The organism is Dorea sp. (assembly GCF_977044405.1).
Map to the genome: position 1 here is coordinate 1 of NZ_CDRRQK010000012.1, position 13,432 is coordinate 13,432.

Consider the following 13,432-nt stretch of genomic DNA (forward strand, 5'->3'; position numbering starts at 1 on the left):
GGTAGCATTCGGAATGAGGCTTAGAAGTAGTTAGAGAGTCTGGATTCCCGTTAACAGAAAGCAAATCCACTGTTTGAGACGAACGTCGAGTTTGGGTTTGCTTTCTGTTGCTTTTAGGGAATTCAGGCTCTCTTACTACTTCTTGCCTCATGGAGTCGCGGACCAGATCTTATACCAAGGCATACGCAAGGACCGGGAATCCACCCCAAATTAATGTATTAAACAGCAATAAACAGCATATAACAGTTGACAACAGTTCTATACTGTTATATACTGTTAACAACGGAGGAACATGTTATGAACATAATCATTAATCACTCATCCATGCAGCCCATTTACGAACAGATTATGGGGCAGATTAAGGAGAAGATTATGCATGGGGAATGGAAGGAAGATACAGCACTTCCTTCCGTACGTACATTTGCAAAAGAGTTGAAAGTCAGTGCACTGACGGTTAAGAAAGCCTATGATGGACTGGAAGAAGAAGGATTTATTGTTACAGTTCATGGAAAAGGCAGCTTCGTTGCCTGTGCGAATCAGGAGACGATGCTGGAGGAAAAGAAAAGAGAAGTTGAAGCTGATTTGGAGATGGCCATCCGGAAAGGCAGAAGCTGTGGCATGAGTGATCTGGAGATCAGGGAATTGTTTCAGATTGTTTTGGAGGATTAAGGATGGTAAAACTCGAAAAGGTAAAAAAACAGTATAAGGATTTTGAACTGGATTGTTCAATGGAGATCAAGGAGGGCTGGATCACTGGTCTGGTCGGACAGAACGGAGCCGGAAAGAGCACTGCATTTAAAGCAATGCTTGGGCTTATCAGAAGTGACTCCGGAAAAATAGAAATTCTGGGAAAAACTCCGGAATTACTGGGAAAAGAAGAACGGGAACAGATTGGCGTGGTAATGGCAGGAAGTGGATTTAACGGATATTTGTCAATCAATGACCTGGTTCCGATACTTGGTGCAATGTATCAGAAATTTGATAAGACATGGTTTCTGAAAGGGTGTGAAAAGTTTAAATTACCGTTTAAGAAAAAAATCAAAGAATTTTCAACTGGTATGAACAGAAAATTACAGATTCTTGCGGCACTTTCACATGATGCGAAACTCTTGGTCCTGGATGAACCGACGGCGGGACTGGACGTTGTGGCAAGGGAACAGATTCTGGATATGTTAAGGGAATATATGGAGATGCCGGGCAGAAGTATTCTGATCAGTTCACATATTTCCAGTGATCTGGAAGGATTTTGCGATGATCTGTATATGATTGATAATGGAAAGATTATTCTGCATGAGGAAACAGACCGCCTGCTGGAAGAATATGGTGTTTTGAAAGTATCCAAAGAACAGTATCAGGAACTGGATCATACGTATATTTTGAAAAAACATAAAGATACATTTGGATACAGATGTCTTACGGACCAGAAACAGTTTTATCTGGAAAATTATCCGGAAATAGTAATCGAAAAAGGGAACATTGATGAGTTGATAACCATTATGATTCAGGGGGAAAAGGTATGAAAGGATTATTGATAAAAGATTTTCGTTTGATAAAAGGACAGCTATATTTCCTGTTAATAGTAATGGGATGTGTGATTGTTTTTATGATAAATGGAAGCGAAGCGTTTGGCGTGGCTTATGTATGTTCCATGGTAGCATTACTTTCACTTACAACAGTCAGTTATGATGAATATGAAAATGGTTCTGCATTTTTATTTACTTTACCGATTACAAAGAAAGATTATGTAAAAGAAAAATATTTCTTTGCTGGAATTTTGCTTTTGATCGGTTTGATAGTATCCATGATCATGTGGTGTATTACAGCTATGATAAAAACAGGTAATATTACATGGGGTGACTGGATGAGTTGTTGTATCGGTGGAGTCACAGCAGGATTATTGATGGTTGCAGTTGCACTTCCGGCACAGTTAAAGTTTGGGCCAGAAAGAGGGAGAATTGCGTTAGTTACAATAGTTCTATTGGTTGTTGCATTAGGAATATTGATGCAGGAATTCGCGGAAGGAACAAAGGTTGCACAGAATGCAAAGTGTATATTGAATCAGATGGATAAATTGGGTAGCAAAGGAATTCTTGGAGTCAGTGTGATCATGTGGGGGATCGTTGGTGTGATCTCTATGATAATCTCTATGCGGGTGATGGAGAAGAGAGAATTCTGAAGAAATAAAATAAATAAGATGTTGAACTGATCGAATATAGAAAAAGCTTCGGAGAATCATTCATTACCTGCGATTCTCCGAAGCTTTCTCTTTTGTATTTATATTTTATATTGGAAAGGGGTACCCCTTTAAGGGTCATATTTTAAAGATAGTTTAATCTTTCCAGTGTGTTTAATACCATGTGACGTCCGGCATCTGTTCCGTCGATGATACGTCTTGCGCGGACAGAGTCACCGATGTTAAGAACTTCAACATCTTCACCAACAAAAGCTTCCTGGATGTCGTTCCAGATTGGAGCGTTGGCTCTCATACCAAGGCATACGAATCCATAATCAAATGGAAGTTCTTCTTCTTTTCCGTCGTATTTTACAAGGAAAGAATGTGCATTTACTTTCTGAAGAGCAGTATTTGTCATCTGTCTTACATTGTGTTTTGTCATGCATTCTTTCATGCTTGATGTAGAAGAAGCATCCAGACCATTTCCGATGATCGGCATCATTTCGATGATCGTTGTCTCAGCACCACGTGGAGCGAAAAATTCAACAACATCAAGTCCTACGGCACCGCCGCCGACAACGACAACTTTCTTACCTGTCATGTCTTCCGGATAGTTCTTTAAGTTAGCAATCATGTCTTTGATTGAATATACGTTAGAACCTTTCTTTCCAAGGTTGTCATGTAATCCTTCGATTGGTGGAAGAAGAGGTACAGAACCGGTTGAGTTTACAACGAGGTCTGGTTTGTATTTCTTAATCTCAGCAACGGTTGCGTCAACACCTGTTTTAATAGTAAGGTTTGAAAGTTTGGAAGCACGGTGTTTTAAGTAAGTTGGAAAATCAGCAAGTCTCTTCTTTGCAGGAATCTTTGAAATCTCTACAGACAGACCACCAACTTCTTTTCCTTTTTCTAATAATGTAACCTTGCATCCAACCTCAGCAGCAGTACATGCAGCTTCCAGTCCGGCAGTTCCGGCACCTACAACTACAACGCTGCATGGTTTGTTTACTTTTTGTTTCTTGTAAGCTTCTCCGTTGATCAGATCCGGGTTGATCGTACAACGAAGTGGTTTGTTACCACCGATACGGTTACCAACACATCCGACATTACAAGAGATACATTTACGGATATCACATACGTCACCGTACTGTGCTTTATTACACCAGTCTGGATCAGCAATCAGTCCACGTCCCATACCGATCAGATCAGCATCGCCTCTTGCAAGGATATCATCAGCTACCTTAGGATCACGGATGTTTCCGATTGCAATCGTTGGTTTTCCGAATTTATCGCGGACAGCTTTTGCCATGTATGAACGCCATCCGTCTTCCAGATAGTTGGCATCGATCTGGTACTGGATAGAAGCATTCAGTCCTGCGGAAGTATCGTAGATATCTACTTCGTCGTTCAGATATTCCAGATATTCCAGGCAATCTTCTACCGTATTACCACCTTCTACAAGTTCATCTACACTAAGACGTAATGAGATCGGAACTCTAGGTCCTACTGCTTTACGTACTTCATCGATGACCATGCGGCAGAAACGTGCGCGGTTTTCAGCGCTTCCTCCAAACTCATCTGTACGGTCGTTGGTAGTAGGAGATAAGAACTGGCTGATCAGGTAAGAGTGTCCAGCGTGGATCTCTACAACGTCAAATCCAGCGTTAACGGCTCTTTTTGCAGCTGTTCCGTAATCTTTAGCAATGCTTTCAATCTCTTCTTTTGAAAGTCCGCGAGGAATCTCACCACCGGCTTTGGATGGAAAACGGGAAGCAGATACTGGCTGCATACCGATTCTTGAGCTCATAGCAGAAGCTCCTGCGTGGTTGATCTGAATTCCCATCAGAGCACCCTGTCTGTGACAGGCTTCTGTTAACGTGAACAGACGTGGAATGTAGCAGTCCTTGTCCAGACGAAGCTGTGTGGTTCCGTTTGATCCTTCCGGATATTTTACACAGACATTTTCTACCATAATAAGTCCTGTGCCGCCACGTGCACGCAGTTCATAGTATTTGATATGTTCGTCGCTTAATTCCCCATCATGTCCGGCGAAATCACTTCCCATAGGCATCATTACAACACGGTTCTTGAGTGTCATACCTCTGACAGTCAGAGGGCTGAATACGTGTGGAAAATTGTTTTTCATAGTTTGTCATCCTCCATTTAAACATTATAATTGATTGTTATACTTTGATTATATGGCCTTGTTAAATAAAAGACAAATTCATATTTTTGTGAAAGTTGATAGATTTTGTCTATGGATTTTAAGAAAGAAAGTAAAAATATACAAAAGTACTGAATGAATATACAGTATAATATTGCATGAATCCGGGTTTATTGCTATAATACAAAAGTATGTAGGCGAAAGTTTTTATAGGAGAGCACAAGACATGAATGATTTAGAAATGTACAGAGAGCAATTGGCTTTATGCGATGATAAGATTATTGACGCATTGGTAGAACGTAATTCAATTATTGAAAAGATTATGGCATATAAAGAAGAGTATGGAATGCCAATCTTACAGCCGCAGCAGGAAGAAAAACAGAAAAAGCGTCTGGAAGAAAAACTTGAAGATAATAAATATAAAGAAGAGATATTTGATGTATTTGGATGCATCTTACGTAACAGTAAGAGAATCCAGGCAAGAAAACTGTTCGATTACAATATCGTCCTGATTGGATTCATGGGCGCCGGTAAGACAACGATTTCTGATTACTTAAGCACAGTGTTCGATATGGATATCGTAGAGATGGATCAGGTAATTGCAGAGCGTGAAGAGATGAGCATTCCGGATATCTTTGCTACATATGGTGAAGAATATTTCCGTGACCTTGAGACAAACCTTCTGATCGAAATGCAGTCGCATAAGAATGCAGTTATCTCTTGTGGTGGTGGAGCTGCATTAAGAGAGAGAAATGTTGCTGAGATGAAGAAGAACGGAAGAGTCGTACTTCTTACTGCAACACCAGAGACAATCTACGAACGTGTAAAAGACAGCAACGACAGACCGGTGCTGAACGGAAGAAAGAATGTCAAAGGTATCTCAGAACTTATGGAACAGCGTCGTGAAAAATATGAAGCGGCAGCAGATATCGTAATTAATACAGACAATAAGTCAGTCCTTCAGATCTGTGAAGAACTGGTTCAGCGTCTGCAGGAGTCAGAAGAATAGTATGTTTGATAAATTTTTCCCGGATCACTATGTTGCATCTACCTATGTAATTGATTTTGAAAAATTATATGAAGAAGGTGTGCGGGGAGTGATCTTTGATATCGACAACACGCTGGTACCTCACGGGGCACCGGCAGATGACAGGGCAAAGGCACTGTTTGCCAGATTGAAAAAGATTGGATTTCGTTGTTGCCTGATCTCGAATAACCAGAAGCCAAGAGTTGAGATGTTCAACCAGGATATTCAGGTGGACTATGTGTATAATGCACATAAACCGTCTACGAAGAACTATCTGAAGGCAATGGAGATTATGGGTACAGACCGGAAAAGTACGGTATTCATAGGTGATCAGCTCTTTACAGATGTATGGGGAGCCAAGAGAGCCGGGATACCAAATGTTCTGGTAAAACCGATCCATCCCAAGGAAGAAATCCAGATCGTATTGAAGCGGTATCTGGAGAAAATTGTGTTACATTTTTATAAGAAGAGTCAGACACACGAAAAAAAGGTTGAAAAATAACATCATGTATTATAAAATGATATGAGATGAAAATTACGCAAGCGCATTTGCGCGATTTAAGGAGGATAAGATAATGGCAAAAGTTTCAGCAGGAGACATCCGTAATGGTGTGACAATCGAAGTTGACGGAAAAGTATGTCAGGTTATCGATTTCATGCATGTAAAACCAGGAAAGGGTGCTGCATTCGTACGTGTTAAAATGAAAAATATTATCGATGGTGGTGTAGTAGAGACTACATTCCGTCCAACAGAGACATTTGAGCAGGCACATATTGAGAGAAAGAAAATGCAGTATCTCTATAATGATGGGGAATTCTACAACTACATGGACAATGAGACATTTGAGCAGATCATGATCAGCGCTGAAGATGCAGCAGATTCTATGAAGTTTGTAAAAGAGAATGAAGAAGTATCTATCAGCTTCTATCAGGGAAATGCTTTCGCCATCGAGCCACCGCTTAGTGTTGAGCTGGTTGTTACAGAGACAGAGCCTGGAGTAAAAGGTAATACAGCTACAGGAGCTACAAAACCTGCAATTGTTGAGACAGGAGCAAAGGTTAACGTACCATTATTCGTTGATCAGGGCGAAACAATCAAGATTGATACACGTACAGGAGCATATCTTTCAAGAGCATAATCTGAAAAAATATGTAGAAAATTATAAAAAAAGTCTTGCAATTTTTGCAGGGCTTTTTTATAATTGAGCTACCATAATATTTCATATATTTCTTAAATGAATCACTATTTCACGCAGCACAGATCGCTGCAATGTTTCAAAGAATCATTCTTTATATTGCCGGAAGGGAAAGGTATTTTTATGACATACGTTCAGTTTATTGAGGCAATAGAGAAAAAGATTAAAAAGGAGGTAACAGAAGAAAAAAGAGTATCCATACACACAAACATGAAAAATAATGGTGTGAAAAAAAGAGGAATCATGGTCACAGAAGAAGGAATCAATATATCACCGACGATTTATCTGGAGGAGTATTATAAGCAGTTCCTGTGTGGCCGGACACAGGATGCGATCGTAAAAGATATACTGGAATTATATGAAAAGATCAGATTTCAGGATTCTTGGAAAGACGGGGAAAAGCTTAAAGAGTATGACCGGATCAAAGATAAGATCGTATACCGTGTGATCGGAAGGGCGGCGAATCAGGAGCTGTTAAGGGAAGTGCCGTACAAAGAATATCAGGATCTGGCAATTGTATATTATGTTGCCCTGGAAGTAGATGAATACGGGATTGCATCGATGCTGGTGAAAAATGAGCATCTGAAGATGTGGAAGATTAGAGAAGAAGATCTTTACTATCATGCATGCAGGAATACGCAGGAGATATTCCCATGTGAATTTATGCAGATGAAAAAGATTCTGGAGGAACTTCTTGGATTTGAGGAGGAAGAAGGTCCGGGAGAGCAGATGTATATCCTGAGTAATGAGATGCGCAATTATGGTGCGGCGGCGCTTCTGTATCCGGACAGACTGCGGATGGCAGGAGAAGTAATCGGAGAAAACTATTATATCCTTCCAAGCAGTGTACATGAAGTAATCCTTGTGGCAGAAAGCGAAGCACCGGAAAAGGAAGAACTGGAGGCACTGGTAAAAGAGATGAATGAAACACAGGTGGAGGAAGAAGAGGTCCTTTCAAATCAGGTGTATTACTATGACAGGAATAGCGGGCGACTCATTCCATAAAGAGTAAGAAAAGTAGGGGAAATGCCTGGAACGGATGCAGATATCGGAAAGTCTTGAAAAAAGTACGAAGCATTTCCTTTACTTTATGAATGAGATGTGTTAATATTGTTAATGCAATTTCATAATGTTATTGTATGCGCACCCGTAGCTCAGGGGATAGAGCACCGCCCTCCGGAGGCGGGAGCGGCGGTTCGAATCCGCCCGGGTGTGTACTTTTTATGCCTAAATACCTGTAAAATCCGGATTTCCGGGGAAAAACAGGGAGAGATAGATAGGAAGATATAGCGGAAGAAATGGAGGAAATATACCATGAAAAAAATCATTGACTATATTGCAGAAGAATTGGCAGATGCATTTGAAAAAGCCGGATATGACAGAAGTTATGGACGTGTAACATTATCAAACCGTCCGGATCTGTGCGAATACCAGTGTAATGGTGCAATGGCAGGAGCGAAAGCTTACAAAAAAGCGCCGATTATGATCGCTGAGGATGTCGTAGCATTATTAAAAGACAGTGCATGCATGGAAGAAGTTGTTGCAGTAAAGCCTGGATTTATTAATATCAGATTGAAAAAATCTTTTGTTGCAGACTATCTAAACCAGATGGAAGATACAGAAGATCTTGGAATTGAAAAAGCAGAGACGCCGGAAATGATCGTCATGGATTACGGCGGACCAAACGTTGCAAAGCCGCTTCATGTAGGACATTTACGTTCGGCAATCATCGGTGAAAGTGTGAAGCGTATTGCAAGAAAGATGGGACATAAAGTACTCGGTGATATTCACCTCGGAGACTGGGGATATCAGATGGGGCTGATCATCACAGAACTGAAAGAAAGAAAACCGGAGCTTCCATATTTTGATGAGTCATTTGAAGGAGAATACCCTGAGGAAGCACCATTTACCATCGGCGAGCTGGAAGAAATTTATCCAACAGCCAGTGGTAAGGCAAAAGAAGATGAAGTATACAGGGAAAATGCATTGCATGCGACATATTTGTTACAGAACGGCCACAGAGGATACCGTGCGATCTGGAATCATATCATCCACGTATCGGTATCAGATCTGAAGAAGAATTATGAGAACCTGAATGTAAGCTTTGATCTGTGGAAAGGGGAGTCTGATGCACAGGCTTATATTCCGGATATGATCGACAGACTGAAAAAAGAAGGATTTGCACACGAGGATCAGGGAGCACTGGTTATTGATGTACAGGAAGAGACAGATACCAAAGAAATTCCGCCTTGTATGATCCAGAAGTCTGACGGAGCATCTTTATATGGAACAACAGACCTTGCAACACTTGTACAGAGAGAAGAAGATTATCATCCGGATAAAGTAATCTATGTAGTAGACAAACGTCAGGAGCTTCATTTTACACAGGTGTTCCGTTCTGCAAAGAAAACAGGTATCGTGCCTGCAGAGACAGAACTGAAATTCCTGGGATTCGGTACTATGAATGGAAAAGACGGAAAGCCTTTCAAGACAAGAGAAGGCGGTGTTATGCGTCTGGAGAGACTGATCGCAGAGATTACAGAAGAGATGTATAAGAAGATTGATGAGAACCGTACGGTAGAAGAAAGCGAAGCAAGACAGACTGCGAAAACAGTCGGACTTGCAGCAATTAAGTATGGCGATCTGTCAAACCAGGCATCTAAGGATTATGTATTTGATGTGGACAGATTTACTTCTTTTGAGGGAAATACAGGACCGTATATCCTCTATACGATTGTACGTATCAAGTCAATCCTGAATAAATACCAGGCACAGGGCAATGACCTGGATGGATTGAAAGTACAGGATGCACATGCAGACTGTGAAAAAGCGCTGATGCTTGAAGTGGCAAAATATAACGATGTTATGGCAAATGCGTTCCAGGATCTTGCACCACATAAGATTTGTGCATATATCTACGATCTTGCCAATGCATTTAACCGTTTCTATCATGAGACAAAGATTCTTGCAGAGGAAGATCAGGAAAAACAGAAGAGTTATATTGCACTTTTAAAAGTAACAAAAGATGTGCTGGAAGCATGTATCGATGTACTGGGATTTGAAGCACCGGAGAGGATGTAAGCGCAGATGACAGAGAAATTATTTTACCAGGATAGTCACAGAACTGAATTTACAGCAAAAGTAATTTCCTGTGAAGAAGCAAAAGATGGATACCGCGTGGTACTGGACCAGACCGTTTTCTTTCCGGAAGGCGGTGGCCAGTATGCGGATACTGGGATGCTTGGAGATACAGAGGTTACAGATGTACATGAGAAGGACGATGTGATCTATCATACAACAAAAGCACCTCTGGAGGCCGGAAGTGAAGTTAACGGAAAGATTAACTGGGATGAGCGCTTCGAAAAGATGCAGCAGCATACCGGTGAGCATATCGTGTCCGGAATCGTACACGAAAGATTCGGATATAATAATGTCGGATTCCATCTGGGCAGTGATTACTGCACAATGGATTTTGATGGTCCGATCAGCAAAGAGCAGTTAAAAGAGATTGAAGCAGCTGCAAATGAGGCAGTGTATCAGGATCTGGAGATAAAGATTCTGTATCCGTCAAAAGATGAATTAAAAGATCTGGATTACCGCAGCAAAATTGAGATTGAAGGACAGGTCCGTATCGTGGAGATACCAGGATACGATGTATGTGCATGCTGTGCACCGCATGTGAAGACGACCGGAGAGATCGGAGCGATCAAGCTTGTAAGCATGGTCAATTATAAAGGCGGCGAGCGTATTACAATGCTCTGTGGCAGACGCGCCATGAGAGATTACGAGAAGAAAGATTCGATGACAAAAGAAATCTCAGCTTTGTTATGTGCAAAAGAATATGAAGTGGCAGAAGCAGTTGTAAGATTAAAAGATGAGCAGAACCGCATGAAGAGCCAGCTGGCTGAAATGCAGCAGAAACTTCTGGAATACCGGGTGGCTGAGATTGCAGTAGATCAGAAAATCGTAACTGTATTTGACAGTACCTTATCTGGAAATCTTCCACGTGAGATGATGAACAAGCTGTTAGATAAGGGTGCGGAAATCTGTGCAGTATTTGCCGGCACGGATGAAGAAGGATACCGTTATGTAATCGGAAGCAGGTCAGAGGATGTCCGTCCGCTTAGTAAGATGTTAAATACTACGTTCCAGGGACGTGGCGGCGGAAAGCCGGAGATGGTACAGGGTTCTGTCAAAGGAACACGTACAGAGATTGAAGAAGAAGTATATCAGGCGAAGTAAATCTTCTGACTGCAATTTAAAAACATCTTTTTTTGAGTCTGGGGAAAATGATAGATATTACTGACTGATAAATGATGTCAGTGAATGATAGAAAAGGGCACCTGACATTACAGGAAATAGAAAATAGAAATTTCCATGTAATGTCAGGTGTCTTTTACAGTTTTCTATGACTTTGGATAATCAGCCGGACCGTCCGGTACAAGAATGGCTTGTACTCATCGATTGGAACAGGCTCGCCGAAAAGGATGGAGTTATAACCGGAAGCACCAGCAAGCTCTACGATGGTAAAGAGCATGACGTCGACATCTTCATAGTCATATTCATCGGCGTCGATGAGCTTCAGATAACGTTCATAAAAATTAACATCATTTTCTTCGTTAGCCCAGAATGCAGACTTTAAAGCACCCATAACCAGATTCTTGGAAATGAAATTCAGCAATGGTTTGTTATGGACCAGTTTATCTATAATATGATCAATAACAAAAATCAGCTGATCCTCAAGCCCTGTGATACCGGAACGATCCAACGCATGGCTTGCATCGTCGAACAGTTCTGTGGTCTTGTGTGCGATCAGTTTGTTTTTGATATCGTATTTATCTTTAAAATAAAGGTAAAAAGTACCTTTCGCGACCCCTGCCTTTTCAACAATATCCGAAATGGCAGTAGAATTAATCCCCTTTGTGGTAAATAATTCATACGCAGTGCGAAAGAGAGCTTCTTTTTTCTTCTTTTTATTTTCTTCCACTCTTCCCATAAGTGTCCAGACTCCCTTTTTCGTATAGAATTTCTAACATATATACAAGTATAGCAAAAAAGTGACCAAAAGTCAAAAAAAGATAAATTGCGTTTTTGTATGATAGCAGATATAATAGAAATGTTAATGAGATGTTGGTATTTTTTCAACAGGAAAAGAATGGAAATACTGATCAAAGGAGGAGAACATGGAGGCATATACAAGCTTTGCCGAAGTTTATGATACATTCATGGATAATGTGCCGTATGAAGAATGGGCAGATTATCTGGAAGAGAGATTAAAAGAGTACGGAGTGAAAGACGGGCTGGTTCTGGAGCTTGGATGTGGAACCGGAAGTATGACAGAGCTTCTGGCGGAAAAAGGATACGATATGATCGGTGTGGACAATTCGGAAGACATGCTTGAGATAGCGATGGAAAAGCGGATTGAAAGCGGACATGATATCTTATATCTGCTTCAGAATATGCAGGAATTTGAATTATACGGAACGGTAAAAGCAGTTGTGAGTGTCTGTGATTCTGTGAATTATATTACAGAAAAAGCAGAACTTGAGGAAATGTTCCGTCTGGTCAATAATTATCTGGATCCACAGGGAATCTTTATCTTTGACTTTAACACAGAATACAAATACAGAGAAATACTGGGAAATCAGGTAATCGCTGAAGACAGAGAGGAATGCAGCTTTATCTGGGAAAACTATTATGATCATACATCAATGATCAATGAGTATGAACTGACACTATTTGTACAGGAAGAAGATGACCTGTACCGCAAGTATCAGGAGAGCCATTTTCAGAAGGCATATACACTCCGGGATATCCGGTCGATGATCGAGGCATCCGGACTGAAATTTGTGACGGCATACGATGCCTATACACAGAAGGCCCCGATGCATAACAGTGAAAGGATTACTGTTATTGCAAGGGAATATGGAAAATAACGGGAAAGGAATTTATTATATATGAAAGATTATATTGTAAGAGCAACTGCAGCAGATGGACAGGTAAGAGCATTTGCAGCAACAACAAGAGAACTTGTAGAGGAAGCAAGAGAACATCATAATACAAGCCCGGTGGCAACTGCAGCACTTGGAAGACTTTTAACAGCAGGATCCATGATGGGAAGCATGATGAAAAATGAATCAGATATGCTGACGCTGCAGGTAAGAGGAGACGGACCGCTTGGCGGCATCACCGTAACAGCGGACAGCAAGGGGGATGTAAAAGGATATGTAAATAATCCGGACGTCATCCTGCCGCCAAAAAATGGAAAATTAGACGTCGGCGGTGCAGTTGGAATCGGACTGATCCAGGTAATCAAAGATATGGGATTAAAAGAGCCATATTCCGGACAGACGATCCTGGTATCCAGTGAGATTGCAGAAGATCTTACGTATTATTTTGCCAATTCAGAGCAGGTACCGTCATCTGTAGGACTTGGGGTATTGATGGCAAAAGATAATACGGTAGAATGTGCAGGCGGATTTATCATCCAGATGATGCCATTTGCAAAAGAAGAGACGATTAGTCAGATCGAAGAAAACTTAAAGAACATTACATCCGTAACAGATCATCTGAAAAAAGGTGAGACACCGGAACAGATCCTGGAGATTCTTCTTGGTAATCTCGGACTTGAAATTACGGATACACTTCCAACAAGATTTTACTGCAACTGTTCAAAAGAGCGAGTAGAAAAAGCGGTTATCAGCGTAGGAAAAAAAGAAATCCAGGATATGATCGATGAAGGAAAAGACATTGAAGTGAAGTGTCATTTCTGCAATACGGCATATAATTATTCTGTAGATGAATTAAAAACAATTCTGAAACAGTGCAAACGATAAAAACGGCCGGATAAAAAGGAATCATATCTGGTCAAA

The 13,432-nt window shown here is 40.9% G+C and carries 13 protein-coding genes and 1 tRNA gene; 12 read left to right on the forward strand and 2 right to left on the reverse strand.

What is annotated here, in order from left to right; all coding sequences use genetic code 11:
* Positions 1-297: 297 nt before the first annotated feature.
* The 3 genes from ACWJAF_RS07000 to ACWJAF_RS07010 are packed head-to-tail and all read left to right on the forward strand — an operon-like array spanning position 298 to position 2,176.
* Positions 298-669, forward strand: a complete 372-nt coding sequence (locus ACWJAF_RS07000; RefSeq protein ID WP_296033578.1) for a GntR family transcriptional regulator — start codon at positions 298-300, stop codon at positions 667-669.
* 2 nt (positions 670-671) lie between these two features.
* Entirely contained in the window at positions 672-1,520 is an 849-nt protein-coding gene (locus tag ACWJAF_RS07005) for an ATP-binding cassette domain-containing protein (RefSeq protein WP_448863022.1), read from the forward strand.
* Positions 1,517-2,176, forward strand: coding sequence for an ABC-2 transporter permease (locus tag ACWJAF_RS07010; RefSeq protein WP_448863023.1), 660 nt, complete (start codon positions 1,517-1,519; stop codon positions 2,174-2,176). The genes ACWJAF_RS07005 and ACWJAF_RS07010 overlap by 4 nt, the downstream gene beginning before the upstream one ends.
* Before the next feature lie 142 nt (positions 2,177-2,318).
* Here ACWJAF_RS07010 and ACWJAF_RS07015 read toward each other — a convergent pair whose 3' ends face one another.
* A complete protein-coding gene (locus tag ACWJAF_RS07015; protein WP_448863024.1) occupies positions 2,319-4,319 on the reverse strand; it encodes an oxidoreductase in 2,001 nt (666 codons plus the stop codon).
* 244 nt (positions 4,320-4,563) lie between these two features.
* Here ACWJAF_RS07015 and ACWJAF_RS07020 point away from each other — a divergent pair, with 244 nt between their 5' ends.
* From ACWJAF_RS07020 to ACWJAF_RS07050, 7 genes are all read left to right on the forward strand, one after another.
* Positions 4,564-5,346 (forward strand): shikimate kinase, encoded by a 783-nt coding sequence (locus ACWJAF_RS07020; protein ID WP_448863025.1) that lies wholly within the window; start codon positions 4,564-4,566, stop codon positions 5,344-5,346.
* A gap of 1 nt (position 5,347) precedes the next feature.
* Complete coding sequence (locus ACWJAF_RS07025; RefSeq protein WP_448863026.1) at positions 5,348-5,866, forward strand: YqeG family HAD IIIA-type phosphatase; 519 nt, start codon at positions 5,348-5,350, stop codon at positions 5,864-5,866.
* 73 nt (positions 5,867-5,939) lie between these two features.
* Positions 5,940-6,503, forward strand: a complete 564-nt coding sequence (gene efp / locus ACWJAF_RS07030; RefSeq protein ID WP_296033554.1) for an elongation factor P — start codon at positions 5,940-5,942, stop codon at positions 6,501-6,503.
* 180 nt (positions 6,504-6,683) lie between these two features.
* Entirely contained in the window at positions 6,684-7,565 is an 882-nt protein-coding gene (locus ACWJAF_RS07035; protein ID WP_448863027.1) for a DUF5688 family protein, read from the forward strand.
* Between the two features lie 138 nt (positions 7,566-7,703).
* Positions 7,704-7,775: transfer RNA gene (locus ACWJAF_RS07040), tRNA-Arg, on the forward strand.
* 99 nt (positions 7,776-7,874) lie between these two features.
* Positions 7,875-9,641 (forward strand): arginine--tRNA ligase, encoded by a 1,767-nt coding sequence (argS, locus tag ACWJAF_RS07045; protein ID WP_448863028.1) that lies wholly within the window; start codon positions 7,875-7,877, stop codon positions 9,639-9,641.
* A gap of 6 nt (positions 9,642-9,647) precedes the next feature.
* Entirely contained in the window at positions 9,648-10,802 is a 1,155-nt protein-coding gene (locus ACWJAF_RS07050) for an alanyl-tRNA editing protein (protein WP_448863029.1), read from the forward strand.
* 154 nt (positions 10,803-10,956) lie between these two features.
* On the opposite strand, the gene ACWJAF_RS07055 is transcribed toward ACWJAF_RS07050, so the two are convergent.
* Positions 10,957-11,556 (reverse strand): TetR/AcrR family transcriptional regulator, encoded by a 600-nt coding sequence (locus ACWJAF_RS07055; RefSeq protein ID WP_296033559.1) that lies wholly within the window; start codon positions 11,554-11,556, stop codon positions 10,957-10,959.
* A gap of 187 nt (positions 11,557-11,743) precedes the next feature.
* Here ACWJAF_RS07055 and ACWJAF_RS07060 point away from each other — a divergent pair, with 187 nt between their 5' ends.
* The gene (locus tag ACWJAF_RS07060) at positions 11,744-12,496 is read left to right on the forward strand and encodes a class I SAM-dependent DNA methyltransferase (protein WP_448863030.1); all 753 of its coding nucleotides are present in this window, start codon (positions 11,744-11,746) and stop codon (positions 12,494-12,496) included.
* Positions 12,497-12,517: 21 nt separating this feature from the next.
* Positions 12,518-13,396 (forward strand): Hsp33 family molecular chaperone HslO, encoded by an 879-nt coding sequence (gene hslO / locus ACWJAF_RS07065; RefSeq protein ID WP_296033561.1) that lies wholly within the window; start codon positions 12,518-12,520, stop codon positions 13,394-13,396.
* Positions 13,397-13,432 lie beyond the last annotated feature (36 nt).